The sequence below is a fragment of the Caballeronia sp. AZ7_KS35 genome (genome assembly GCF_023631045.1).
In the GTDB taxonomy this organism is placed as follows: domain Bacteria; phylum Pseudomonadota; class Gammaproteobacteria; order Burkholderiales; family Burkholderiaceae; genus Caballeronia; species Caballeronia zhejiangensis.
This window is the reverse complement of the sequence record NZ_JALQDV010000042.1, coordinates 279,503-303,644: the sequence shown is the minus strand read 5'-3', so window position 1 is coordinate 303,644 and position 24,142 is coordinate 279,503. Positions and strand designations below refer to the sequence as shown.

24 protein-coding genes are annotated in these 24,142 nt (G+C 61.7%); 11 read left to right on the top strand and 13 right to left on the bottom strand.

Going from position 1 to position 24,142, the window contains the following annotated elements; translation table 11 throughout:
* Positions 1 to 34 precede the first annotated feature (34 nt).
* From NCT05_RS27445 to NCT05_RS27425, 5 genes are all read right to left on the bottom strand, one after another.
* Positions 35 to 208, bottom strand: a complete 174-nt coding sequence (locus tag NCT05_RS27445) for an NAD-dependent epimerase/dehydratase family protein (protein ID WP_250436482.1) — start codon at positions 206 to 208, stop codon at positions 35 to 37.
* Between the two features lie 118 nt (positions 209 to 326).
* Positions 327 to 1,340, bottom strand: a complete 1,014-nt coding sequence (locus NCT05_RS27440; RefSeq protein ID WP_250482013.1) for a LysR family transcriptional regulator — start codon at positions 1,338 to 1,340, stop codon at positions 327 to 329.
* A gap of 76 nt (positions 1,341 to 1,416) precedes the next feature.
* Entirely contained in the window at positions 1,417 to 1,824 is a 408-nt protein-coding gene (locus NCT05_RS27435) for a cupin domain-containing protein (RefSeq protein WP_250503629.1), read from the bottom strand.
* A 38-nt stretch (positions 1,825 to 1,862) separates the two neighbouring features.
* Positions 1,863 to 2,342, bottom strand: a complete 480-nt coding sequence (locus NCT05_RS27430; protein ID WP_175980753.1) for a carboxymuconolactone decarboxylase family protein — start codon at positions 2,340 to 2,342, stop codon at positions 1,863 to 1,865.
* Positions 2,343 to 2,459: 117 nt separating this feature from the next.
* Positions 2,460 to 3,341, bottom strand: a complete 882-nt coding sequence (locus NCT05_RS27425) for an RNA polymerase sigma-70 factor (protein ID WP_250503628.1) — start codon at positions 3,339 to 3,341, stop codon at positions 2,460 to 2,462.
* 145 nt (positions 3,342 to 3,486) lie between these two features.
* On the opposite strand from NCT05_RS27425, the gene NCT05_RS27420 reads away from it, so the two are divergent.
* A complete protein-coding gene (locus NCT05_RS27420; RefSeq protein ID WP_250503627.1) occupies positions 3,487 to 4,776 on the top strand; it encodes an MFS transporter in 1,290 nt (429 codons plus the stop codon).
* On the opposite strand, the gene NCT05_RS27415 is transcribed toward NCT05_RS27420, so the two are convergent.
* Entirely contained in the window at positions 4,727 to 5,779 is a 1,053-nt protein-coding gene (locus NCT05_RS27415; RefSeq protein ID WP_250503626.1) for a helix-turn-helix transcriptional regulator, read from the bottom strand. The two genes, NCT05_RS27420 and NCT05_RS27415, sit on opposite strands and share 50 nt — an antisense overlap.
* Positions 5,780 to 6,051: 272 nt before the next feature.
* Between NCT05_RS27415 and NCT05_RS27410 the strand changes: the two genes are divergently transcribed.
* Positions 6,052 to 6,348: a hypothetical protein gene (locus NCT05_RS27410; protein ID WP_008347927.1), complete on the top strand. Its 297-nt coding sequence runs from the start codon at positions 6,052 to 6,054 to the stop codon at positions 6,346 to 6,348.
* Between the two features lie 205 nt (positions 6,349 to 6,553).
* Here the strand turns inward: NCT05_RS27410 and NCT05_RS27405 are convergent, their stop codons facing one another.
* Positions 6,554 to 7,660, bottom strand: coding sequence for an aldose epimerase family protein (locus NCT05_RS27405; protein WP_250503625.1), 1,107 nt, complete (start codon positions 7,658 to 7,660; stop codon positions 6,554 to 6,556).
* A 178-nt stretch (positions 7,661 to 7,838) separates the two neighbouring features.
* Here NCT05_RS27405 and NCT05_RS27400 point away from each other — a divergent pair, with 178 nt between their 5' ends.
* From NCT05_RS27400 to NCT05_RS27365, 8 genes are all read left to right on the top strand, one after another.
* Positions 7,839 to 8,024 carry a hypothetical protein gene (locus tag NCT05_RS27400; protein ID WP_250503624.1) on the top strand — a complete coding sequence of 62 codons (186 nt, stop codon included), beginning with the start codon at positions 7,839 to 7,841 and terminating at the stop codon, positions 8,022 to 8,024.
* Positions 8,025 to 8,254: 230 nt separating this feature from the next.
* Complete coding sequence (locus NCT05_RS27395; protein ID WP_175980743.1) at positions 8,255 to 10,864, top strand: PAS domain-containing hybrid sensor histidine kinase/response regulator; 2,610 nt, start codon at positions 8,255 to 8,257, stop codon at positions 10,862 to 10,864.
* A gap of 48 nt (positions 10,865 to 10,912) precedes the next feature.
* A complete protein-coding gene (locus tag NCT05_RS27390) occupies positions 10,913 to 11,500 on the top strand; it encodes a peroxidase-related enzyme (RefSeq protein WP_250503623.1) in 588 nt (195 codons plus the stop codon).
* A gap of 6 nt (positions 11,501 to 11,506) precedes the next feature.
* Complete coding sequence (locus tag NCT05_RS27385) at positions 11,507 to 12,400, top strand: LysR substrate-binding domain-containing protein (RefSeq protein ID WP_175980739.1); 894 nt, start codon at positions 11,507 to 11,509, stop codon at positions 12,398 to 12,400.
* A gap of 93 nt (positions 12,401 to 12,493) precedes the next feature.
* Positions 12,494 to 13,243, top strand: a complete 750-nt coding sequence (locus NCT05_RS27380) for an SDR family NAD(P)-dependent oxidoreductase (RefSeq protein ID WP_008347913.1) — start codon at positions 12,494 to 12,496, stop codon at positions 13,241 to 13,243.
* Positions 13,244 to 13,298: 55 nt separating this feature from the next.
* On the top strand, positions 13,299 to 14,627 hold the full coding sequence (locus tag NCT05_RS27375; protein WP_250436473.1) for an MFS transporter: 1,329 nt from the start codon (positions 13,299 to 13,301) through the stop codon (positions 14,625 to 14,627).
* A gap of 24 nt (positions 14,628 to 14,651) precedes the next feature.
* Positions 14,652 to 15,494 (top strand): transketolase, encoded by an 843-nt coding sequence (locus NCT05_RS27370; protein WP_008347910.1) that lies wholly within the window; start codon positions 14,652 to 14,654, stop codon positions 15,492 to 15,494.
* Positions 15,491 to 16,474 carry a transketolase family protein gene (locus NCT05_RS27365; protein WP_250503622.1) on the top strand — a complete coding sequence of 328 codons (984 nt, stop codon included), beginning with the start codon at positions 15,491 to 15,493 and terminating at the stop codon, positions 16,472 to 16,474. The genes NCT05_RS27370 and NCT05_RS27365 overlap by 4 nt, the downstream gene beginning before the upstream one ends.
* A gap of 42 nt (positions 16,475 to 16,516) precedes the next feature.
* Here the strand turns inward: NCT05_RS27365 and NCT05_RS27360 are convergent, their stop codons facing one another.
* The 5 genes from NCT05_RS27360 to NCT05_RS27340 form a co-directional block, all read right to left on the bottom strand.
* Entirely contained in the window at positions 16,517 to 17,098 is a 582-nt protein-coding gene (locus NCT05_RS27360; protein ID WP_250503621.1) for a DUF2894 domain-containing protein, read from the bottom strand.
* Positions 17,091 to 17,738 (bottom strand): OmpA family protein, encoded by a 648-nt coding sequence (locus tag NCT05_RS27355; protein ID WP_008347904.1) that lies wholly within the window; start codon positions 17,736 to 17,738, stop codon positions 17,091 to 17,093. Before NCT05_RS27355 ends, NCT05_RS27360 begins: the two co-directional genes overlap by 8 nt.
* Positions 17,735 to 19,981, bottom strand: a complete 2,247-nt coding sequence (locus tag NCT05_RS27350) for a DUF802 domain-containing protein (protein WP_250503620.1) — start codon at positions 19,979 to 19,981, stop codon at positions 17,735 to 17,737. The genes NCT05_RS27355 and NCT05_RS27350 overlap by 4 nt, the downstream gene beginning before the upstream one ends.
* Positions 19,982 to 19,991: 10 nt before the next feature.
* Positions 19,992 to 20,678, bottom strand: a complete 687-nt coding sequence (locus tag NCT05_RS27345) for a DUF3348 domain-containing protein (RefSeq protein WP_250436469.1) — start codon at positions 20,676 to 20,678, stop codon at positions 19,992 to 19,994.
* A 107-nt stretch (positions 20,679 to 20,785) separates the two neighbouring features.
* Entirely contained in the window at positions 20,786 to 21,871 is a 1,086-nt protein-coding gene (locus NCT05_RS27340; RefSeq protein ID WP_008347896.1) for a linear amide C-N hydrolase, read from the bottom strand.
* Between the two features lie 245 nt (positions 21,872 to 22,116).
* On the opposite strand from NCT05_RS27340, the gene NCT05_RS27335 reads away from it, so the two are divergent.
* On the top strand, positions 22,117 to 22,635 hold the full coding sequence (locus tag NCT05_RS27335) for a GNAT family N-acetyltransferase (RefSeq protein ID WP_250503619.1): 519 nt from the start codon (positions 22,117 to 22,119) through the stop codon (positions 22,633 to 22,635).
* A gap of 16 nt (positions 22,636 to 22,651) precedes the next feature.
* On the opposite strand, the gene NCT05_RS27330 is transcribed toward NCT05_RS27335, so the two are convergent.
* A complete protein-coding gene (locus tag NCT05_RS27330) occupies positions 22,652 to 24,121 on the bottom strand; it encodes an alkaline phosphatase family protein (protein ID WP_008347891.1) in 1,470 nt (489 codons plus the stop codon).
* Between the last annotated feature and the right edge of the window lie 21 nt (positions 24,122 to 24,142).

The window sequence follows — 24,142 nt, the reverse complement described above, 5'->3', positions numbered from 1 at the left end:
TCATCCATTCTTCGCGCGAACGTTGCACGATCGCTCAAGGCGCCGCGACCTCGCGCGCGTCCTGCAACCCTTCTTGCAGGCCCTTTCCTGTCATCGTGTCGACGCCTGATGCCGGCGATGCCGCGATTACTTCGTGCCCGCGCGCACGCAGACGCTCCACGACCTTGCTGCCGATGAGTCCGCTTCCGCCGATGACTACGGTGTTCATGATTTCCTCCTCGAAACGATGCGCGAATGCGCGAATGCGCGATGCGTGACGCATCGTAGGCGTGCAGGCGTGCATCCGGTAGCGCCTCGCACGGATGCGCAGTGTTGCCTTCGATGCATCAATCAGTTGAGACGAGCTGCTGCACGCCCGCACGTGGGTTCGTGATGAACGTCGTCAGGCAATGCAGATCAAGCGCCCGCGTCTGCTCGGTCATGTAATCGACGAATACACGCACGCGCGCGGGCAAATGCTTGCGGCTGAGATAGCAAAGATAGTGGCCGCCATCGTCGGGCGCGTATTGCGCGAGACAGGTGACGAGGCGCCCCGCCTTGAGCGAATCGCAGACGAGATACGCAGGCAGTTGTGCGATGCCCTGCCCGTCGAGCACTGCTTGCAGCATCAGGTCGATATCGTTGAAGGTTTGCCGGGCCGCAGGCGAGCGCTTTCGCGCAAGGCCGTCGACCTTGAATTCCCATTCAGCGATGCGCCCCGCCGGCGCGCGGAAATTGATGCAGCGATGGTCGTCGAGATCGTCGACATGACGCGGCAGGCCGTGCTCGCGCGCATACGCCGGCGATGCGCAGACGATCATCTGCATCGGAATCAATTGCTTTGCAACGACTTCGCTATCTTCCATGTGACCATCGCGAAACGCGACATCCACCCGATCTGCCGTGAAATCGCACGGACGATCGTTCAGCAGCAGTTCGAGTGCGATGTCCGGATAGCGTGCATTAAAGCCGGCTAGAAGCGGCGCGACGACCTTGCGGCCGAAGCCCGGCGCCGACGCGATGCGTAAGTGACCGCGTGGCGGCCCGTTGCGCAACTCGCGCATGTCCTCCAGCGCCTGCACGATGCGCTCCACGCCTGGCTGACAATTCTTGTAGAAGAGCTCGCCTTCGCGTGTGAGCGACGTGCTGCGCGTCGTGCGCAGGAAGAGACGCGCATCGAGCTGTGCTTCCAGCTTCTGTACGTTGCGGCTGACGGCGGAACGGCCGATGCCCAGGCGGTCGCTCGCTTTCGCGAAGCTGCCTTCGTTGGCGACGGCAAGAAAAGAAACGACGCCCGCATAACTCGCTACGAAGCTATACGCGAGAGAATCGTCGGAATGACACACAAGGTCTGATGGCATGGCGGCACGAAACGTAGTGGCTCTGTCCAACAAGACGTTTGCGCCACACGGTTTGTGACGCGCCATGCCGAATTTCTTATTTAACGGGCGTCAGAACGGGCTTGTCCTTGTCCTTGAGAAGCAGCACGATGAATTTCGCGCGCTTCGTGTTGCTCGCGTTGCGTCCCACAGTGTGAATGTCGTCAGGGCCTTCATAAAAGGTATCGCCGGCTTTGAGCGTCACGGCCTTGCCGCCGCGAACCTGCATGACGATCGTACCTTCCAGGACATATACGTAGGCATGAGCGTCGTGACGATGCACGGGATCGACCGCGCCCGGAGGATACTCCACGCTGATCATCAGCGCCTCCTTGCCGGGATATTCCGGAAGCGGCTTCGTCATGAGTTCCTTGACGCCGGCCTCCGGCGCCGCGTGCGCCGTGCTCGCCGCGAGCGCCGCGCATCCGAAGACGAGTGCAAGTCCCACGCGTTTGATGCTGTGCATGATCCGTTCTCCCATGATCGAACGACGGCGCGAACGCACTACGACAGGTTTGCCTTGTCTAGGCCGAAAGCTTTATCCGACGAACCCGGAACCGTCTGAAACGCGACATTCGCACGGTTCCACCCATTGATCTCGATGATGATATACGTCAGATCCGACAACTCCTTCTCCGAAAACTGCTCACGCACGCGTGCAAAGAGATCGTCGGACACGCCATGCTCGGGAATGCGCGTCAGCACTTCGGTCCACGCGAGCGCGGCACGTTCGCGCGGCGAAAACAGCGGCGATTCACGCCAGATCGCAACGTGATGCGTGCGCAGTTCGCGCTCGCCATGAATCTTCGCTTCCTTCACATGCATATCGACGCAAAACGCACAGCCATTCATTTGCGATGCGCGAAGCGTCACGAGATCGCGGGTCGTCTGCTCGATCGAGCATTCACGCACCGCCTGACTGAACTCATAGAACTTCCGGAAAAGCTCGGGAGATTGTTGAATGTAGTTGATTCGCTGCGTCATGATTACTCCATGTCTGGTTGAAGATGGATGTCATCCTAGGTTTGCGCGGCTTGTCGCGGTAGACATGCGAACGTGCCCACGCTGTTGCCTCGCATGCATCAATCGAATCGCGAGCGTTCATGCATTGCCATGGCGAGCCGCAATGCGTTCGAGCTTATCCGGATTGCGCTGCACCTGTATGCGTACGATGCGTTCATCTTCGATATCGAAAGTCTGCGCGGATTCGAGCTTGCCGTCGATGAAACGCAGCAGCGCCCATTGCTCATTCAGCATGACGAGTTCGAGACACACGCCGTTTCCATACCGCAGAAAGGCCGCATAAAAAAGCTGCGCGATGCGTTTGCCGCCCAAAAGCGGTTTGGGGAAACTCTGCACGCGCCCGCCGCCATCGCCGATCAGCATGGCGTCCTCCGCGAGCATCGCGTGAATCGCTGCGAAATCGCCGAGCTCCATCGCGTGCGCGAATGCATGCAGCAAGCGCCTTTGAATCTCTCGCGACACCGAACGTCGCGGACGCTCTTCGCGTAGTTGTGCCTTGGCTCGGCTCACGAGCTGGCGGCATGCGGCCTCCGTCTTGCCGATGATGTTCGCGACCTCCGCATAGTCGGCGTCGAAGACCTCGCGCAACAGAAACGCCGCGCGCGCTTCGGGTGTGAGGCGTTCGAGCAGCATGAGGAACGCGACGGATACGTCGTCCGCGCGCTCGGTGACTTCCTCCGGCGTTGCCGGCGGCTCGGTGATCTGCGGCTCGGGCAGCCAGATGCCGGTGTAGTGTTCGCGCTGCAACTTCGCGGCGCGCAACCGGTCGATCGAATGGCGCGTCGTCACTGCGACGAGCCACGCCTCGGCATTCCCGATCGCTTCGTGAGCCGCCGCATGCCAGCGCAGCCATACGTCCTGCACGATATCCTCGGCTTCGGCGACCGACCCGAGCATGCGATACGCAATGCCCTGCAGACGAGGGCGCAAGCGGTCGAATTCGCGCGTGGCGTCATCCATGAAGGCGATTCCTCGTTACTGAACGTCTGTGAAGTCATCGGCTTGAAAGGAGATCGTATATTACGCGTGCGCGATATTCCTTTAAAGATATGAATAACACGGCCGTTAATATCGATGGCCAGAATCGAACGCGCCAATCTCATTCATGACTGAAATCGAACGTCCACAAGCGCCCGCGAATCTGACCCGCATCATCGTAGCGACGGTGATCAGCAACGGCTTCGTCGCATACGACTTCACTGTGTACGGCTTCTCCGCGGCGATCATCGGGCGGCTGTTCTTTCCCGCGCATGATCCCGCCTCGTCTCTGCTGCTATCGCTCGCGACATTCGGCGCCGGCTTCGTGATGCGTCCGCTCGGCGCAGTGCTCATCGGACGATACGCGGATCGATGCGGACGCGAAGCCGGCATGCGGCTGTCGATCGCCGTGATGGCGCTGGGTACGTGGCTGATCGCATGCTTGCCGACGCACGCGGCGATCGGCGCGAGCGCGACCGTGCTGATCGTGGTCGCGCGGCTTTTGCAAGGACTCGCGGCGGGCGGCGAGATCGGACCGGCATCGGCGCTGCTGATGGAATCCGTGCCTTATGAACGGCGCTGCTTCATCGTCAGCTGGCGTGGTGCGAGTCAGGGCGCGGCCGCGTGCGTGGCGGCGCTCGTCGGCGCGTGCACATCGGCGCTTCTGTCGCCGGAGCAACTCTTGCAATGGGGATGGCGCGCGCCCTTCTTCATCGGCGGACTGATCGCGCCGCTCGGATGGTTTCTGCGCCGCATGCCGGGCGACGCATCCACGTCGAAGCCCCGACCCGCGCGCACGCCGCTCGCAACTGTACTGCGCGAGCACGCGCGCCCGCTCGCATGCGGCATCCTGATGATGGCCGCGCCATCGTCGAGCATCTACATCGCCGTGCTGTACATGCCGAGCTATCTGACGCATACGCTGCAGCGGCCGCCTGTCATCAGCTTTCTGATCGCGTCGCTCTCCGGCCTCGTTATTCTGATCGTCACGCCGCTCGTCGCGCTTGCGGCCGATCGGCTGATGAGCCGCAAGACGCTGCAATATGCCTCGCTCTTCGCCGCGCTCGCGACGGCTTATCCCGCGTTTTATGCGCTCACGCGAGGCGCACCGGATGGGCTCGCGCTCGTCATCATCCTGCTCTATGTCGCAGTCGCGCTGAACAACGCGGGCGCCGCTTCGGTGCTCATGCTCGAAGCCTTCCCGAAGCATCGGCGCGCGGCGAGCCTCGCCGTGATCTATACCTTCGGCGTCGTCATCTTCGGGGGATTCTCGCCGTTGACGGTCGCATGGCTCGTCGGCGCGACGGGGAACGTAATGACGCCCGCGTGGTATCTGCTCGCCGCGAACTGCCTGACGCTTCTTGCGCTCAGCCGCTTTCCGGAAGGCCGCGCGAGTGCGCGGCGCGCATCCGCATGACGGGATCGCCACTCGTCGCGCGCAACAGTTCGAGCGCGCGCAGGCGCATCTCGAGCGGACTGACGTCGAACGCGCGGCGAAACGCGCGCGTGAAATCCGATGCGCTCTTGAAGCCGAGACCGAATGCGATATCCGCTATCTGCAGATTGGGAAACAGCGCGAGTTCGTCGGCCGCTTCGCGCAAGCGGCGAAGTCGAATATATGCGGCGAGCCCGCCCTCCTGCTCGAACCACCGATAGACTGTCGCGCGCTTGAGCCCGAGTGCCTCGACGATCGCGGTCGGCGTGAGATCGGCCTCATGCAGGCGCGTTTCGATGTAACGCTTCACCTGGCTCTTCACGGCCGTTTGCAGTGCGGCGCGTGAATCGCTCGCGGCATTCGGCTTGTCGGCGAATGCCGCGAGCAGGAGCCGCGCGCCGGCATCGAGCGCGTCAGCGGCGTCGGGCCGGTCGAGCACGGGCAATTCTCGCGCGGTGGCCTCGAAATGTTCGAACACGAAATGCACGAGCGGCGCTTGGTCGGGCAGCACGCGACCGTGCAACGCGTCGCAGTCGCCGATATGCGCGGCGACGATTGCACGCGGTACGAACATCGTCAGCACGCGGCACGCCGGACGTTCGACGCGAAAGCGCTGATTCAGATCGAGTGCGATGATGCCGCGCACAGAGCCAGGCGCGCTGCGCTTGACGCTCAGCCCGCTGACGTGACCGGTCTCGCCTTCCACATAGACGTGAAATGCGAAATCGCGACGCGTGTCAGTGGAGACGCGCGCGATAGATCGCTCGAGCACGAGCGCGTCGGTGCGCGCTTCCGTGAACACGAGGCCGCCCGCCGCATGCAAATCGATGCTGCCCGAGAAGCCGCGTGCAATCTGATCCTTGTCCGGCACGACATCGACCACATGCCCGACCCGATCGCGCCATGCGAGCAATTGACGCTCACGCGGACAGGCGCGCGTCGAAAAGTGCGTGGAAATCTTCGGCGGATCGGAATCTGCGGGCATATGCGGCAGTCGATGTTGTCGGGTCGTCCTTCGCGCTGTGGCGCGCACGATACGCGCCAGCAAATGAGACGCATGGTAAAGCGTATTTTGAATGCCGGTATATCGTGCTGGACGAGGAGCAGCGTGTGCGGCGTCGTGGGCGGCCAGGTCGGCGATTCCTTGCCTTCATCCCGCCGTCACATTGCTGACTCCCCATCCTAGGGTTTACGGCTAGTCAAGATAAAAAATTCAGCCGCACATAAAGAGAGAAAAGACGTTTCGGGGCGTCACACATGGAAAAGTCGAAAATTGTGCAAGTCGGGCGCGCCGCGCAGGCCACGCGAGCGATGCTCAAGCCCGCGCGTCTCGCGGACACCCAGCTCGATCATCTCGAGCACATGATCCGTTCGCTCGCGCTATCGGGAAATTCAAAGGCGGTCGACCAGTTCGATCATGCCTACTGGAAAAGGCGGCTCGCCGCGGTCGGCGACGAAAGCGATCTCGTCTCGACGCAACGCGCCCGCGTGCTGCGGCTCCTCGATCTTCTCGAACAGAACCGGGCAGCAGACTCCGACAAGGCGGCCGCCTAGCGCTCCGCCAGCAGCGCATGCGAAATGCAAAGCAGGACAAGGCATTTCGAATGCAAAACGCAAAATTCCGTTTGCGCCGAACGAATTCCGAGGGCCAGCCTGAGAGAGAGCACTCGACGCGGGGGCCGATTCCGACCACCGCGTCGAAAAGTGCCTCTACGTGTGGCTTCGCGTCCCGGGGTGCGATTCGCACCCGACACATGCGCTAACGCACACCGATCTTCCAGACGGTGACTTCGTGATACTCGTCGCCGGGCTTGAGTTCGGTCGATGGGAACGTGGGGCGGTTCGGCGAGTCCGGGAAATGCTGGGTTTCTAGCGCGAAGCCATCCGTTTGTCGATACGCCACGCCCGACGTGCCGATCGCGCTGCCATCGAGACCGTTGCCCGTGTAGAGCTGCAAGCCGGGCTGCGTCGTATAGACATCGAGCACGCGGCCGCTCGACGGATCGTAGGCGCGCGCGGCAAAGCCGGGTTCTCCAGTGCGCTGGCCGTTCTTGTTGAGCTTCCAGTTGTGGTCGTAGCCGCGCGCATAACGCATCTGCTGATTCGACGAACGCAAACGCGCGCCGATCGGCGTCAGCGCTCGCAGATCCAGCGGTGTGTTCTCGACGCTCGCCATCTCGCCGGTCGGAATCGAATCGGCGCGCGTCGGCGTATAGCTCGATCCCGCGATCATGATGAGCTGCCCTTCGACATTGCCGCTGCCCTCGCCCGCGAGGTTGAAGTAGCTATGGTTCGTGAGGTTCAGGACGGTCGGCTTGTCCGTCTTCGCACGATAGTCGATACGCACTTCGTTATCGTCGGTGAGCGTGTAGGTTACGTCGACAGTAAGCGTGCCGGGAAAGCCGTTCTCGCCATCGGGACTCACATAGCGAAGCTGCACGCCCGCGCCTTGCGCGCCCTGAAACGTCTTCACCACGGTCCAGACTTTCTCGTCGAATCCATGCGGACCGCCATGCAGTGTATTCGGTGGCTCGTTGACGGGCAGCTTGTAGTCGCGGCCATCAAGTTCGAACTTTCCATCGGCGATGCGATTCGCATAACGCCCGATCAGACCGCCGAAATGGATCTTGCCGTTGTACTTCTCATAGTCGTTGAGCGAGCCAAAGCCGAGCACGATATCCGCGCGACGCCCGCGCCGGTCCGGCACATCGAGACGCGTGACGATGCCGCCATACGTGATGCACTTCATCGACACGCCGCGCGCATTGGACAACGTGAATTGCGTGACCGCCTGGCCTTGTTGGGTCGCGCCATAGGGCGCGGAGGCAATCGAAGCAGCGAAGCCGCGCGGCGATAACAAAATCATGCATGCGATAGCGGCAAAACGAATGAGCGTGTTTTTCGCGAACTGCATAAGAGCAATGAGAGAAGAACGTTCGATCGATACATCGGAGTGTGAATTGAGCATCGGCTGTACCCGGTACGGCGGGCACGTCGGATGCGAGATCTTCATGTCATCCGACGAACACGACAAGGAGCCGCTCATGAATCAGCAAACCGATCGACCGACGCCGCCCATCCAAACGCCAGAAGACCCGAACATGGCCGACCGCCGCTTGTCCGACGAGCAAAAGCGCACGATGAGAAATGAGCCCGAGCCGCCGAAGCGCACCGATGAAAGCAAGGAAGAAAAGCTGCCGAATCCGAAAGACGTAGGTGAAGCCGGCTGATCTTGCGTGCTTGTTATCGTCCAATGAATCAATAAGGCGACGCGCTGATTCATAAGACGAAACATTCTTTGATACGTATAAATTACATATAACCTTTCGGAGCGATGATGGCTGCATCGCCGTATCGCGATGAAGCCCATCGCTTTTGTTGTATGGTATCCCTAAGCTATCAAAGCCTTGGATGGCGTGCGCGGCGACGCTTTTCGCCGGAGTAAGGAAGCAAGGACGCCATGCACGATCCTGCTCATTTCCTGCCGTCGTTTGTGTGGCGCGCGGCACGAGACGGGGTAATCCAGTACGCCAATCCGTGGGCTTGCCGGTATCTCGGCATTCCGTTTCCCGAACTCGTCGGGCAGCATTGGAAAGCTTTTGTTCACCCCGACGACATCCCGCCGGTTCTCGAAGCACTGCGTCAGATGCGCGACGGCACGCTGCTTCGCAACGTCGATGTGCGCCTGTTACGCAACGATGCCGCGTTCCGCTGGCATACGCTCCATCTTCAGGCGCGGCGCGATGAGGAAGGGCAGATCGGCGAGACGGTCGGTGTGGCCATCGACATTCATGAGTGTCGTCACGCATGGGCAATGTATGAAGCCAGCGAGCGGCGCTTGCAGGCCGCTTTCGCGGGCGCACGCATGGGCGCGTGGGAATGGGACATGAAGACGCGCGTCGTACGCATGACCGCACAGCTCGCCGCGCTCTATTCTTTTCCGCCCGGAACCGAAGCGGTTCTTCTTTCGGAAGTGTGGGACCGCGTCGCGCCCGAACATCGCGAGCCGTTTCAGCGCAAGTTGACCGAAGCATTGCGCGATGGCGGACCATTCGAATTCGACTTCGTTCTCGAAAGCGAACAAGGACAACGTCGATGGCTGCGCATGCGCGGGCATCCCGAGTTCGACCGTCATGGCGTGCTCACGCGCGTCTATGGCGTGAGCTTCGATATCAGCACGCAACGCGCCGATGAAGATCGCCTGAGCCTTTCCGAACGACGCTATCGGGCGCTCGTCGAAACGACGGGCGCGCTCGTCTGGTCCGCCGATGCAAACGGCGAAATCCGTCCTTCTGGCGGCGAATGGGAACAGTTCACGGGCACATCACCGGACGTGTTGTCCGGGTGGGGCTGGCTCGATTACATCCATCCCGACGATCGCGAGCGCACGCATCAGGCGTGGCTCGATGCATTGCGCGACGGCGTCGCTTGCACGCTCACCTTTCGCATGTACCGTCGCGACGGCGTTTATCGCATGGTGCAGGCGCACGCCGCGCCACTCTACGACGACAAGGGCAGCTTGCAGGAATGGTTCGGCACGACGACCGACGTCACGCCGCGCTTCGAAGCGCAAGCCGCAATCGAGGCGCGCAGCTTGCGCCTCACGGTGGCGATGCAGGCCGCGAACATTCATATCGCGTCGCTGGAACTCGCGACGTGGACGTTGTCGCTCGAAACCGGCGGCGAGCGTCAGACCACCGAAACGCTCAGCTATGAGGCAGCGCTCGCACGCGTGCATCCCGATGACAGCGCCATGCTCGATCGCTATGTGCGCAGCATCGCGGCCGGTGAAGACGCCGAGGGACATTTCGAGTTTCGCGTGCGCAACATGCACGGAGAACAGTGGATGCAAGGCAGCGCCCTGCTCCAGCGCAGCAAGGACGGCGAGCCGCTGCGCATCATCGGCAGCGTGATAGACATCACCGAACGCAAGCATATGGAGCTGATGTTGCGCGAAGCGGGACGACGCAAGGATGAGTTCCTCGCGATGCTCGCGCATGAACTGCGCAATCCGCTTGCGCCGCTGCGAACGGCCATCGCGCTCCTGCAAAAGGATCAGGATGGCGACACGCATCCGCGCGATCTTATCGATCTCATGCGCCGGCAAGTGGAGCACATGACGCGCATCGTCGACGACTTGCTGGAGGTTTCGCGCATTACGCAGGGACGCATCGCCTTGCAACTCGAACCGATTCTCGTCGGCACGGCGGTATATCACGCAGTCGAAGCCATTGCGGGCATGGTCGAGTCGCGTTCGCAAAACATTCAAGTCGATGTTTCCGATGCGACGACATGGGTCTGCGGCGATCCCACGCGTCTCTCGCAGATCCTTGTCAACGTGCTGAACAATGCGAGCAAGTACACACCGGAGCAAGGCCGTATCAGCGTGAGTGTGCAGGCTGCCGACGATTCGGTGTCTATCGTCATCGCCGATACGGGCACGGGCATTTCCGCCGACCTTCTGCCGAAAGTATTCGAGCTATTCTCGCAAGGCGAGCGCACGCTCGACCGCTCGAACGGCGGCCTCGGCATCGGGCTTTCTCTCGTGAAGAAGCTCGTGGAAATGCATAAAGGCACGATCACCGTGCAAAGCCCGGGACCGGGCCTCGGCACGACGGTGACCGTGCGGCTGCCGCGTTTGCATCATCACGAAAGGCATTCCGCGCTCGCACTTTCGGAGACGAGCATGCGCGAGACGCGCACGGCGCTGCGCATTCTCGTCGTGGACGATAACCGCGATGCCGCCGATTCGCTCGCGATGCTGTGCGAGTCGGAGGAACATGTCGCGCGCGTCGCGTATTCATCGGCGGAAGCGCTGGAAGCCGCGCCGCTCTTGCAGCCCGATGTGGCGCTGCTCGATATCGGCCTGCCAGATATCGACGGCTACGAACTCGCGCGTCGTTTGCGTCGCAAGGGAGACACGACGCCTTTGCTGATCGCGATCACGGGTTATGGCCAGGCCGAAGACCGATTGCGCGCGCAATCGGCAGGCTTCGACTATCACTTCGTGAAGCCCGTGAATGTCGAGAGCCTCTTGAAGCTATTGTCGTCGCTCACAGTCACGCGTTGACGAACTCTCGCTCTACAATGGGCGTTCGATCAAGCCTTCGAGGACGTCATGACGCCAAAGCCCATCAGCCGCTATCCCGTTCCCGATCCGAAAGAATGGCCCGACGATATCCGCGCACGCATTCTCGAAGTGCAGGACAAGGCGGGGTTCGTGCCGAACGTGTTTCTCACGCTTGCGCACCGGCCCGATGAATTCCGCGCGTTCTTCGCTTATCACGATGCGCTGATGCTCAAGGAAGGCGGCCTGAGCAAGGGCGAGCGCGAGATGATCGTCGTCGCGACGAGCGCGGTGAACGATTGCCTTTATTGCGTCGTCGCGCACGGAGCGATTCTGCGCATCTATGAAAAGAACGCGCTCGTGGCGGATCAGGTGGCGGTGAATCATCGCAAGGCGGATATCACGCCGCGTCAGAAGGCGATGCTCGATTTTGCGCTTAAGGTATGCCGCGCATCGGGCACGGTGGATGATGCCGATTTCGCGGCATTGCACGCGCATGACTTCAGCGATGAAGATATCTGGGATATCGCCGCGATCACCGCATTTTTCGGGTTATCGAATCGCATGGCGAATGTCATTTCAATGCGGCCCAACGACGAGTTCTTTTTGATGGGGCGCGTGCCGAAGGAGCCGAAGTAAGCTTCCATGCGCCTTCCTCCGCTCAAATCCATCATCGCGTTCGAGAGCGTCGCGCGCACGAAGAGCGTCAACCGCGCCGCCGACGAACTCGGCCTCACGCCTTCGGCCGTCAGTCATCAACTGGCGAATCTGGAGAGCATCGTCGGGCGGCCGTTGTTCACGCGGTTCGGCCGCGGTCTCGTCCTCACGCCGACCGGCACGCAATATCTTGCCGACGTCACCGGCGCGCTCGCCGAATTGAATCGCGCGACGGAACGCGCATCGAGCGAAACATCCGTCGAGATACTGCGCATTCATTCGAGTCCGAGCTTCGGCCTGATGTGGCTATTGCCGCGTCTCGCCGCGTTTCAGGAAGCCAATGGCGATATTCAAATGAACCTCGCGTGTTCGTATGAAGACGTGTCGTTCACATCGGGTTACTACGATATCGCCGTGCGTCATGGCTATGCTCATTGGACCGATGTCGAAGTGAAGACGCTGCGGCATGAAAGCATTGCGCCGCTCGCTTCGCGCGCCTATCTCGAACGCTTTCCAGTCGCTACGCCCGATGATCTGCTCGACCGTCGTCTGATTCTCTCCGAATCGCCGCTCGTTCAATGGCAGCAGTGGTTCGGCAAGTTCGGCGTCGCGGTGAAGCGCAAGGCATTCGACTTTTCATTCGACCGCTCGTACATGTCGCTCGAAGCGGCCGCGCTCGGTCACGGCATCGCGCTCGAAAGCACGATGCTCGCGTCCGGGCATCTGGAACGCGGTTCGCTCGTGCCTGTATTCGGCAAGGAATACGCGGTCGAAGTCGGCGCGCATCATCTCGTTTACCCGAGTCAAAACGCCGGATTGCCGCGCGTCGCAAAGTTTCTGGCGTGGATGGATCAGCAAATCGAGCGTCGCGGCGATACCTGAAAATTTCTCAGCAATAGTTGAGCCAAACTGCGTTGATCGTCAGGTCGAAGGCGGAGAAACTGCGCCTACACCAGACAACCAACGGAGACAACGATGTTGCTCGAGAACCAGGTAGTGATCGTCACGGGCGCGGCTTCGGCGCGCGGTATCGGCAAGGCAACGGCGAAGGCGCTTGCGGCGCAAGGCGCGCGCATCGTCGTGCTGGATCTGAAGGAAGCAGACGCGCAAAGCGCCGCGAACGATCTGGGCGATGGCCATCTCGGTCTCGCTTGCGACGTCACCGATAAGAACGCGTGCATCGCGGCCGCCAATGCCACCATCGATAAGTACGGACGCATCGACGCGCTCATCAACAACGCGGGCATCACGCAGCCGATCAAGACGCTGGAGATAGGCGCGGATAACTTCGATGCCGTCATCGACGTCAATCTGCGCGGCACGCTGTATATGTCGCAAGCCGTTATTCCGCAGATGAAAAAGCAGAAGAGCGGCAGCATCGTATGCATGTCGTCAGTGTCGGCGCAACGTGGCGGCGGCATCTTCGGCGGGCCGCATTACAGCGCGGCGAAGGCCGGCGTGCTGGGCCTCGCGAAGGCAATGGCGCGTGAATTCGGCGCCGACGGCATTCGCGTGAATTCGATCACGCCGGGCCTCATTCAAACCGACATCACCGGTGACAAGCTCACGCCCGAAATGCGCGCGGACATCATCAAGAGCATTCCGCTCGCGCGTCTCGGCGATGCAGCGGATATCGCCAACGCGTGCCTGTATCTCGCGAGCGATCTTTCTTCCTATCTCACCGGTGTCACACTCGATGTCAACGGCGGCATGCTGATTCATTGATTGCACGTACGGGCGCACCTGGAAACCAGGGCGCCGAACATGGATGGAGACACACATGAAACCAAAGTTATCCGCGGCGGCGGTAAGCGCTGAGTTCACATCGTCCGACGATGCCGCCAGCTTCGAAGCAAAGACCTATGCCAAGGTCGGACGCCGCCTGATTCCCTTTCTGATGCTGTGCTATCTCGGCGCGTATCTGGATCGCGTGAACGTCGGCTTCGCCAAGCTGCAGATGCTCAACGATTTGCGCTTCTCCGAAACCATCTACGGCATCGGCGCGGGCATCTTCTTTCTCGGCTACTTCCTGTTCGAAGTGCCCAGTAACGTCATCCTGCATAAAGTGGGCGCGCGCAACTGGCTCGCACGCATCATGCTGACGTGGGCCGTGATATCCGCGAGCTTCGTGTTCGTGAAGTCACCGACAGTCTTCTATGTCCTGCGATTTTTGCTGGGCGTCGCAGAAGCGGGTTTCGCGCCGGGCGTCATTCTCTATCTGACGTACTGGTTTCCCGCCGCGCGCCGCGCCAAAGCGCTCTCGCTGTTCTTCATGGCGATTCCGCTCGCGGGCATCGTCGGCGGACCGCTCTCGGGCTACATCATGCATGCGTTCCAGGGCGTGCAGGGGCTCGCCGGATGGAAGTGGCTCTTCATGCTCGAAGCGCTGCCTTCGCTCTTCCTGGGTGTCGCGATCCTGTTCTACCTCGACAACGGCATCGCCGGCGCGAAGTGGCTCAGCGACGAAGAGAAAGCATTGCTTCGGCGCAATGTCGAGAAGGACAACGCGCAGACGGTGAAGCACGTATCGATCCGCGCATTCATCGGCGATCGTCGTCTTTGGCTGATGGCCGCGATCTACTTCTGCGTCGTGATGGGTCAATACGGACTCACGTTCTGGCTGCCGACCATCGTGCGCCGCACCGGCGTAGCGGACCCGCTGTGGGTCGGCATTCTCACCGCGATTCCGTATCTTTGCGCCATCGTCGCGCTGCCGCTGATCGGTGCAAGTGCCGACAAGCGTCGCGAACGCCGCCTGCATCTCGCGATTCCGATGCTTGTGTCCGCAGCCGGCTTCGCCACCTTGCCGATGCTCGGCAGCGTGGGCGCATCGATCGTCTGCGTGAGCATCGCGGCAGCAGGCATCCTCGCGTCATCGTCGCAATTCTGGTCCTTGCCTACGGCTGTGCTGGGCGGCATGTCGGCGGCGGCGGGCATTGCCGCGGTCAACTGCTTCGCCAATCTCGCGGGCTTCTTCTCGCCTGCCATCGTCGGATGGCTCAACGACTTCACCGGCAAATCGACCGCGGGCCTGATCTTCATTTCCATAGCCATCGTGATCGGCGCGGCGCTCGTGTTCTTCGTGCCCGCGAAAACGGTCAATCGCTAATTTTATTAATCAAGGAGACAACGCATGAATGCTCCCGTTATCGAAGAGGTGACGCTCGCCGAGCGCGCCTATCGTATCCGCCGCAATGCCCTTCTGATGGGCGAAGTGCAAGGTCAAGGTTATATCGGCCAGGCGCTCGATATCGCCGATGTGCTGGCCGTCGCCTACTTCGGCGCGATGAACTACCGCCCCGACGATCCCGAATGGGAAGGCCGCGACCGCTTCCTGCTGTCGAACGGTCACTATGCAATTGCGCTGTATGCCGCGCTCTTCGAAGCAGGCATCCTGCCGCAAGAGGAACTCGAAACGTATGGCAGCGACGATAGCCGTCTGCCGATGTCCGGCATGGCAAGCTACACGCCCGGCATGGAAATGTCCGGCGGGTCGCTCGGGCAAGGTCTCACGATCGCTGTGGGCCGTTGCCTCGGTCTGAAGCGCAAGGGCTCGAAGTCTTTCGTGTACACGCTCTTCTCCGATGGCGAGCTCGATGAAGGCTCGATCTGGGAAGGTTTGATGTCGGCGGCGCACTGGAAGCTCGACAATCTCATCGCAATGGTCGATGTGAACAATCAGCAGGCGGATGGCCCGTCGACGCAGATCATGTCGTTCGAGCCGCTCGTCGACAAGCTCGAAGCATTCGGCTGGTACGTGCAGCGCGTGAACGGCAACGACATCGATGCGGTGAAGAACGCTTTCGACAACGCGCGCAATCTTGAGGACGCGAAGCCGCGCATCATCGTATGCGATACGCAGATGGGCCGTGGCGTGCCCTTTCTCGAACAACGCGAGAAAAACCACTTCATCCGCGTCGATGCCCATGAATGGCAACTGGCGCTGCAAGCACTCGAAGCAGGGAGACAAGCATGAGCACTCGTTTGAAGACATCCGCGATGATCGCGTCGATCGCAAGCGAAGGACAGGTCACGCGTTCGGCGCCCTTCGGCCATGCGCTCGTGGAAGAAGCGCGCACGAAGACGAATATCATCGGCATGACGGCCGATCTCGGCAAGTACACGGACCTGCATATCTTCGCGAAGGCATTCCCCGAGCGTTACTACCAGATGGGTATGGCCGAGCAATTGCTGATGGGCGCGGCTGCGGGCTTCGCACACGAAGGCGCGCAGCCGTTCGTGACGACGTACGCGGTATTCGCGACGCGCCGTGCGTATGACTTCATCCATCAAACGATCGCGGAAGACAATCTCGATGTAAAGATCGTCGCCGCGCTGCCGGGACTCACGACGGGTTACGGCCCGAGCCATCAAGCCGCGGAGGACCTCGCACTGATGCGCGCGATGCCGAACATGACCGTGATCGATCCGTGCGATGCGCTCGATATCGAACAGATGGTGCCCGCGATCGCCGCGCACAAAGGTCCGGTGTATGCGCGTCTCTTGCGCGGCAACGTGCCCGCCGTGCTCGACGAATACGACTATCGCTTTGAACTCGGCAAGGCGAAGCTGCTGCGCGATGGCCGGGACGTGCTCATCATTTCGTCGGGCATTCTGACGATGCGCGCGCTCGAAACCGCGAAGGCATTGCAAGCCGATAACGTCGATGTCGCCGTGCTGCATGTGCCGACGATCAAGCCGCTCGACACGGAGACGATCGTCCGCGAAGCGAAGCGCTCGGGACGTCTCGTCGTGGTGGCGGAAAACCATACGGTGATCGGCGGGCTCGGCGAAGCGGTGGCAACCGCACTGCTGACGGCGGGGGGCGCGCCGGCTTATCGTCAGATCGCATTGCCCGATGCGTTCCTCGATGCAGGCGCGTTGCCTACGCTGCACGATCGCTACGGCATTTCGACGAACGTGATGTCGAGCACGATCAAAGGCTGGCTCGCGTAACAGGCTGCATGCCGCGCGATCGATGAATCGCGCGGCGCTTCATCACTTCTTCTTGCGTCCGCCCTTCTTCGCACCCGACGCTTCTTTCGCGACGGTCACAGTCGGCCCGTTCAACTCTTCCATCCACGAAAGCGCATCGACGTAGGCAAGAAATTGCTGGAGATAACCCGGCGATACTTCGCGCATCAGCGACAACGAACGATGCACGAGACTGCTCGAATTGAGCGGTCCTGCGTTTCGGGGCACCTGTGCGAGCGAATCGCGCAACTGCTTTTCCGCACTGACTTTCGACCATACCGCGCGAAAGTAATCGAGCAACTCCGCATGAGATGTTCCATGCATCGAAGATGCTTTGGCGATGTCAGCGATCAGCGTTGCCAGCGGACCGCGCACATCGGCATCGCTTATCGGTGCATCCGAAGATGCAGCACGTTCCATATCGCTTCGATACGCATCGAGCAATTGCGCGATACGTTCATCGAGCAGGCGACGCGCCTCGCCTTCATACGCGGCCGCGCGCTTGTCCAGCGCATCGATCAGATGGAAGCGCACGGGATTCGCGCGATCGTCGCCATTCGCGCGCCATGCTTCGAGTATCGCGCGTGCAGAGGCCACGTTACTCATGCGCCTTCACCGCGCCATCCGACGAACGCGGCACAGCTGAAATCTCCACGCGACGATTCTTCGCGCGCCCGCTTTCATCGGCATTGGAACTCACCGGCTGTTCCGAGCCGAACGCCGCCGCGAACACCGACGACGAAGGCACGCCCGCATCGATCAACGCGCGCATGACCGTCAGTGCGCGTTTCGCTGAAAGCTCCCAGTTGTCCGCGAATCGGCGGTTGCCTTCGTGGACTTGCTGATCGTCGGCGAAACCGCTCACCATGAGAATCTCTTCATGCGCACGCAGATACGTCGAAAGCGGCGCTGCGAGACTCTTCAGCACATCGCGGCCCTGCGGCTGCAATTGATCGGAATTGAGCGCGAAAAGCACGCTGCCGCTGATGCCGATGCGACCGTTCACGAGCGTCACGCGTCCCGATGCGAGCGGTCCCGCGAGCGCCTGTTCCAGCGTCTTGCGGCGCTGCGTCTCTTCCTGACGATGCTTCACCTCTTCGTCGAGCTTGTTCTCCAGCTGCAACTGCACGCCGATCACGCCGACGAGTATCAGCACGAACGCGCCCAGCAGCACCGACATCAGATCGGCGAACGCGGCCCAGATCGGCGCGGCGTGTTCCGCGCCGCCGTCGATTTCCTCGTTCATGCGGCGCGCGCTCCGGCCACGCGTTGCCCGGCGATATGCTGCAAGTCCTCGACGATCTGCTTCTGCGACATCATGCTCAGATCGATCACTTCCTTCGCCTGCGCAACGTAATACGCGAGCTGTTCATCGCTGCGCGCAAGCGATTTGTCGAGCGCGCTTTCGATGCGTTCGAGATGCGCGACGAGCTTGTCGTTCGATTCGCCGAAAGACTGCACGGCCGCGCCGAACGCATCCGAGAGGCTCGCCATTTCGACGGCGCTCGTCGTCACTTGCGCGGCCATCGAAACGAGTTTGCCGGCCTCGGCTTCGACCGTGCCGGTGAACTGCGCGCCGACGCGTTCGAGCAGCGTCGCCGATGTGTCGACGAGCGCATCGATCGCGGCGCGTTGCTCGTTCGATGCGAGGTTCACCGCGCCGAGCAATGTCTCGACGGTGGCGAGCAAGCGGCTGCGTTCATCGAGCATCGCGGTATCGCGGACCATCGAATCGGACAGCTTCTGACGCATTTCGGCGACGACTTCGGCGGCTGCCTTCGGTGCTTCCGATGCAGCCTGCACGAGCCGCTCGATCTCCGCGATGGTCGCGCTCGCGTGTGTCTGCGATTGCGCGGACATGTCGCGCGCGGTTTGCGCGAGGGCATCGCAGATGTCCTTCTGACGATTCGCCGCGACGTCGCTCGTTTGCTGCCATTGCTCGCGCAACGAGCCGGTCATCGAGTCGAGCGCGCTGCTCCATGTGGCGAGGCGCTCTTCCCCGCTTTGCGCGAGTTCGGCGCGTAAATCCGCATGCGAACGATCGACCGATTGCACGAGCGCCGCTGCATGTTGCTCGAAGCTGGCCGCCGCGGTCGTCAACGCGTTCTGGTTCTGCGCGGCTGCCTGCTCGCTCGCGCGCGCGTGCTGTGCGAGCGCATCGGTCCACGCTTGCGACATGTTGCCCGTCGCGGTTTCGAGGCGCGCGGACACATCGTCGATCAAGCCGGACGAACGCGTATCGAAAGTCTGTGCGAAGCGTTCCAGCGATGCATCCATGCGTGCGACGAGCGCATCGCGCGATTGGTCGTGCTTCGCAACCGACGACGCCAGCGCGCCCGACACGCGATCCATTTGCGCGGACACGCCATCGACGAGATGCGTCGAACGTTGCTCGAATGCTTGCGCGAAGCGATCGAGCGACGCGCTCATCTCGCCGACGAGCGTTGCGTTCGACTGCGCGTGCTTCGCGAGCGATGCGTTCCAGATGTCCGCGACCTTCGCCGACGATGCCTCGAAGCCGCTCGACAAGCCTTCCAGTTGACGCGCCACCGCCTGCTCGACATTGCCGTGCAACGCGGTGACTTCGCGCGCGATGCCGTCCATCGCCGCCTGCATGACGGGCTGCAACGCGGCGCTCGCGGCGCGCGCGCTATCGGCAACGCTTTGCTTCAACGACAGTTCGACCGATGTTGCGAGCCGCCGATACGACGTCTCCGCTTTCGCATGAAACGCATCCTGACTCGCGATCTGACGCTCGCTCGCGGCGAGGCTTTGCTGTTCGATTGCGATCGTCATCGACTGAAGACGATCGACGAGCTTCGGCATCAGTTCGGTCTGAAGCTGCAGCAGCTTGAACGTTTCGTCGCGTTGATGCGCCTGCGTGAAGACGCGAAGTGTCGTCGCGATCTTCACGTCGAGTTGCTGCGTGACATGAAGACGCTCGCGACGGCACAGCGCCGACAGCAGGCCGAGCATCGCGGATGTCGCGACACCCGCGATCGACGTGCCGAACGCGAAGCCCAGCCCCGTCACGGGCGCGGAAAGCGATGCGCGGATCGCCGTCAGATCGGATGCGCTTTGCAGCGCCGTGCCGGTGCCGCGCAAGGTCGCGACCATGCCGAGCAGCGTACCGAGCATGCCGAGCAACACGAGCAGACCGACGAGATACGGCGCGAGCACCGGACCGGGCAACGGCGCGCGCTCGCCTTCGACACGCAGACGCACCGCATTGCGCAGGCTCGGATCGAGGCTGTCGAGCCACACGGCGAGGCTGCGCGGCGCGGTCGAGAGTTGTGCGACGGCCTGTTCGAGCGAGCCGGTGATCTGTTGATAGCGGCGCAATTCCGCCGCGCCCGCGAGATAGCATGCGGCGATCACGAGCGTGACGGCGAACGCGATCGCATTCGACGTGACGTATGCAATGCCGATGCCGAGCACCGCGGCGAGGCCAATCGAAAATACAGCGATGTTCAAAAGATTTCGGGGCATAGCGAGCCAGTTAGCGGGGCCGAAGAGCCGCGAGCAAGCCTTCGATCGGTTGAAAACGAACATCCAGTTCGGCGAGCAGCACGCTCTGCAGATCCTTGCGAAACACGTCGAGCCATGCATTCGGCGCCGATGTCTCGACAGCGGCTTGAGCGCGCTTCAGACGCTCGAAATGCTTGCCGAGCAGCGCGGGCACGTTGCCGAGCAGACTGCGTTCGCGCGCGCTCAACGCCTGTTCCATCACGGCATCGACGACGGCGAGACGCGCCATGTCCGGCGATTTCGTCGCGAGCGTCGATCGCAGACGCGTGCGCAGCGCACCGATGTCGGATTCCATCGCTTGCTGCAAGGACACATAGCGCTGACGAAAGTCCGCGTAGTCGATGGGCGCATCGTCGGACGACGGCTTCACCGGCGTACGATTCCTGCGGCGCGCGGCCGCTTCCTCGCGTGCGAATGCGCCTGCGAGCGAATTGCGCACGCGCGCGCACTCTTCTTCCACCTCGCGCGCAACGGATCGCGCGCCCGACGCGGCGGGCGGATCGGATGCGAGCGCAGTGGACAGCGCAATCGCATCGGTCCAGCCGAGCCATTGGCTCAGGCGGTCCGCGAGCGATTGAGCGGGTTCGTGAACGTCGAGATCGGCAAAATGTGCCAGCAGGCGAACGAGCGCCGGGCCGCTGAATGCCGTGCGCTTCATGCCTTGCACAGGATCACCGGGGGCAAAAGGACACTATTTTACCTGCGCGGGCGAAATCGATGCCCCGTTTCGTGCGGAGCCGCGACAACGTCGAGGCAAATGCTGGCTCATGGCGCCTTCGCGGGCATGAACGCGAAAGGCTGCGTCGCGACGAAGCTGCCCGCCGTCTCGCCGGAGAAGACCTGTCCCGAATCGATCGTCAGCTTCATCACCGGCGCGCCTGGATTCAGGTTGAGCTTCTTGAGCGACACCCAGAACGTATCGGGCCGCGTCGCTGAATCGAAGTAATAGATCAGGTTCTGCTGATCCGAGACCGTGCGCCATATCGTCGACGACAGATTCGGCTGCTCCGGCGTGCTGATGCCGAGCGGCACGCTCACCGAACGCATGAGACTCATCACACTCGCGACGGCCTGGAACGCGTACGACTGCTGCGGCACGCCCGCCATGTAATTCGCATCGGCCTGCTTCGGAATCGCATCGAGCAGAAACGACGCGCGCACGAAGCGGTCCGCCGCGCGATTCGTGCCCGGCAAGAAGCCCATGCCGCCGACGCTTCTCCAGTAAGTATCGATAGCAAGCTGTTCATCGTAGATCGGCGAGTTGGTCATCACCTTGTACTTCTTGCCTTGATGAATGATGAGCTTGCCGTTGATGTACTCGAAGATCGCAGAGTCGCCGCGCGCATCGGAAAGAGAAAGATGGATCGTCAGCGGCTTGCCGTTGGGCAGGGGCGGCGCGATGATCTGGAACGGTTCGCGCGACATCACATACACGGCTTGCCCGACGGTCGCGAAGTTATCGAGCGCATATTGCGCCCACAGACTGATAGACATCGGATCGCGCTTCGGGTCGGGCTTGCCGTAATCGGTCTCCGCGAGATAGAGCGCATTGGCGACGAGCCCGCGCTCGTTCATGCCGTCCACCGTGCCAATTTCATAACCCGACACCACCACGCTGCCGTACTTCGATTTCCATTTGATCGAGCGCGGCCCCGCGTTGCCATCGCGTTCGATGCCCGCGGGCATCACCCAGAGATTGGAACGCATGTCCTCGGACCAGTCCATCGAACGGCCGGTGATAACGAGGCCCTTGTCGCCGACATAGAGCGTGCGCGTGCAGGCAAGCGCGAGCGACGTGGAGAGCAATGCCAGCGCGAAGAGGAAAGCGAACGTTCGAATCAGACGGGTCATGGCCGTGTTCCCTTTTCGTTGGTTCGTGAAGCCGCCTTCAGAAATATTGGATTCGCCCTGCTTTGTAAAGCGCACCGGTGGCAACAAGGGCGTCGTCTTTATGATTACCCGATGGTGACAATTACCTGAAGACATTCGATCGGCGCATGGGCTAAGGATTTATTTCCGATTCGTCCGTCTGCGAAGAGGAGATGTGAGGCGCCCGGCTATCATGGATGTCCGCCCATTTGTTCATTGCATGCGTTATGCAGAATGCCATCATCCCGCCGATCAGACGCCTGACGTCCGCCGACGCACAAGCGTTCCGCGATATTCGTCTCGAAGGCCTGCAGCGTTATCCAACGTCGTTCGGCGCTTCGTATGACGACGAGCGCATGCAGACGCCCGACTGGTTCGGCGCGCGCATCGCGGATCACGCGGTGTTCGGTGGCGACGGCCGCGATGGCATGTTAGCCGGGGTAGCCGGGCTGCTCGTGCCGACGGGCGCAAAGCTCCGGCACAAAGGCGTTCTCTGGGGCATGTACGTGCGCGAGAGTGCGCGCGGCACGGGACTTGCCGCTGCGCTCGTCGATGCCGTGCTTGCGTACGCGCGGGGCATCGTCGACGAAATCAAGCTCGAAGTCGCGCCGGAGAATCTCGCTGCAATGAGGCTGTATCGCGCGGCGGGATTCGTCGAATACGCGCGCGAGCCGCGTGCGCTGAAGATCGACGGCACGTATCACGATTCGGTCCTCATGACGCTCGACTTCGCGCGCGGTGCATAGCGCGTCGATCAGGAAATCACGAAGAAGGGAATCCCAGCGCAGTTGCCTTGGCGCGCAAGTCGGCGAAGCGCCCGCCGGGCGTCGGCGTCTGCGATGCGCCCTCCGCTGCTTTCGCCGTCCGCGACTTGTCGATGGTCTCGAGACCCGATCCTGTCGACGCCGTGTTCGAGCATTCGAGTCCGAACGGCCCTTGCGCCACCGTAATCGCGGGCGCATCGGTGCGTGGCGCATCGCTCAGATCGAGCGCGTAAGCCATGTTGAACGTGGTCGGATCGCTCGCGCGCACGCCCAGCGGATCGAGCCCGAAGCGCCAGGCAAGCAGTTGATGGATCGAACTCGGATCGAACGGATAGCGCGCCACGTTGTTCGCGCGCACGCGCGGTCCGAGCAATACGCATGGCACACGAAAACCCAAGCGGCCGTCGTTGCCGAGCTTCTGTTCCGCCTCCGACAGCGACTTGACCGGCGGCGCGACATGCTCGAAGAATCCGCCCCACTCGTCGTAGACGACGATCATGAGCGTCTTGCTCCAGTTCGGGCTCGTGCGCAGCGCTTCGTAGATTTGCGCGAGCAGGACCTGGCCGTTGCGGACATCGGCATGAGGATGATCGTCGTTGGACGTGCCGTTCGCCTCGCCGGCAAAGCTCGGATCGACCATGCAGAACGACGGCAGATTGCCGCCCGCCGCATCGGACAGGAAATCGGAAAAGAGCTTCGAGCGGCCGACGTAACGCGTGCCGTAAAGTGCCGTGAACGGCACGTCATGAAAGTAATACTTCGACGACACGTTCTTCGCATCGAGCCGGTCCCAGATCGTCGATAGCGACGATGTATCGAGCGTATCGCTCAAGCGATCAGTTTCGCCGCTATGCAGATAGACGCGGTTCGGAAACGTGTCGGCGAGAATGCCGCTCATGTAGTAATCGCAGACGGTGTATTGCGTCGCCGCCTGTCGATAGAACTCGAGATCGCTGCCGGTGAAGTAACCGATCGGCAGCAGATCGCCGCGCGTCTTGTTCGTATCCGGCGTGAGCAGGAAGCCGTTCATCGCGCCGTTCGCGAGATGCGTGCGGCCTGCGTCGTAGGCGTGATCGGGATCGGCAAACTGGCAGCCTTGATAACCAAACGCAGCGTTGGCGGACAGCGCGAATGTCGATTGCACCGTGCCGAACGCATCGGTGAACTGCTTGCCCGCCTGCACGCCCTCCGCGCCCGGCACCCAGCCGAGCATGTGATCGAAGGAGCGGTTTTCCATCGTCACGAGCACGATATGATCGATGCCCGAAGTCTCCGGCGCGGGCAACGCCGGACGCGGCAGATTCGCGCGATCGGACGGAATCGTGCCGATAGGACTCGTCGGCGTGACGGTGCCCGAGTCATCGTCGCTGCCGCCGCCACCGCAGGCCGACAGCATCGCCGTGCTGGCGAACGCGGCAAGCAGACGCCGGCGTACCGCGTCGGGTTCGTTGGAAGGCTTGTGTGCCATGACGGCGCTCCATGTGAGTGT

Bases quoted from the DNA above. Each gene is read 5' to 3' on its own strand.
- NCT05_RS27445 (WP_250436482.1), bottom strand. From the start codon at position 208: ATGAACACCGTAGTCATCGGCGGAAGCGGACTCATCGGCAGCAAGGTC.
- NCT05_RS27440 (WP_250482013.1), bottom strand. From the start codon at position 1,340: ATGCCATCAGACCTTGTGTGTCATTCCGACGATTCTCTCGCGTATAGC.
- NCT05_RS27435 (WP_250503629.1), bottom strand. From the start codon at position 1,824: ATGCACAGCATCAAACGCGTGGGACTTGCACTCGTCTTCGGATGCGCG.
- NCT05_RS27430 (WP_175980753.1), bottom strand. From the start codon at position 2,342: ATGACGCAGCGAATCAACTACATTCAACAATCTCCCGAGCTTTTCCGG.
- NCT05_RS27425 (WP_250503628.1), bottom strand. From the start codon at position 3,341: ATGGATGACGCCACGCGCGAATTCGACCGCTTGCGCCCTCGTCTGCAG.
- NCT05_RS27420 (WP_250503627.1), top strand. From the start codon at position 3,487: ATGACTGAAATCGAACGTCCACAAGCGCCCGCGAATCTGACCCGCATC.
- NCT05_RS27415 (WP_250503626.1), bottom strand. From the start codon at position 5,779: ATGCCCGCAGATTCCGATCCGCCGAAGATTTCCACGCACTTTTCGACG.
- NCT05_RS27410 (WP_008347927.1), top strand. From the start codon at position 6,052: ATGGAAAAGTCGAAAATTGTGCAAGTCGGGCGCGCCGCGCAGGCCACG.
- NCT05_RS27405 (WP_250503625.1), bottom strand. From the start codon at position 7,660: ATGATTTTGTTATCGCCGCGCGGCTTCGCTGCTTCGATTGCCTCCGCG.
- NCT05_RS27400 (WP_250503624.1), top strand. From the start codon at position 7,839: ATGAATCAGCAAACCGATCGACCGACGCCGCCCATCCAAACGCCAGAA.
- NCT05_RS27395 (WP_175980743.1), top strand. From the start codon at position 8,255: ATGCACGATCCTGCTCATTTCCTGCCGTCGTTTGTGTGGCGCGCGGCA.
- NCT05_RS27390 (WP_250503623.1), top strand. From the start codon at position 10,913: ATGACGCCAAAGCCCATCAGCCGCTATCCCGTTCCCGATCCGAAAGAA.
- NCT05_RS27385 (WP_175980739.1), top strand. From the start codon at position 11,507: ATGCGCCTTCCTCCGCTCAAATCCATCATCGCGTTCGAGAGCGTCGCG.
- NCT05_RS27380 (WP_008347913.1), top strand. From the start codon at position 12,494: ATGTTGCTCGAGAACCAGGTAGTGATCGTCACGGGCGCGGCTTCGGCG.
- NCT05_RS27375 (WP_250436473.1), top strand. From the start codon at position 13,299: ATGAAACCAAAGTTATCCGCGGCGGCGGTAAGCGCTGAGTTCACATCG.
- NCT05_RS27370 (WP_008347910.1), top strand. From the start codon at position 14,652: ATGAATGCTCCCGTTATCGAAGAGGTGACGCTCGCCGAGCGCGCCTAT.
- NCT05_RS27365 (WP_250503622.1), top strand. From the start codon at position 15,491: ATGAGCACTCGTTTGAAGACATCCGCGATGATCGCGTCGATCGCAAGC.
- NCT05_RS27360 (WP_250503621.1), bottom strand. From the start codon at position 17,098: ATGAGTAACGTGGCCTCTGCACGCGCGATACTCGAAGCATGGCGCGCG.
- NCT05_RS27355 (WP_008347904.1), bottom strand. From the start codon at position 17,738: ATGAACGAGGAAATCGACGGCGGCGCGGAACACGCCGCGCCGATCTGG.
- NCT05_RS27350 (WP_250503620.1), bottom strand. From the start codon at position 19,981: ATGCCCCGAAATCTTTTGAACATCGCTGTATTTTCGATTGGCCTCGCC.
- NCT05_RS27345 (WP_250436469.1), bottom strand. From the start codon at position 20,678: ATGAAGCGCACGGCATTCAGCGGCCCGGCGCTCGTTCGCCTGCTGGCA.
- NCT05_RS27340 (WP_008347896.1), bottom strand. From the start codon at position 21,871: ATGACCCGTCTGATTCGAACGTTCGCTTTCCTCTTCGCGCTGGCATTG.
- NCT05_RS27335 (WP_250503619.1), top strand. From the start codon at position 22,117: ATGCAGAATGCCATCATCCCGCCGATCAGACGCCTGACGTCCGCCGAC.
- NCT05_RS27330 (WP_008347891.1), bottom strand. From the start codon at position 24,121: ATGGCACACAAGCCTTCCAACGAACCCGACGCGGTACGCCGGCGTCTG.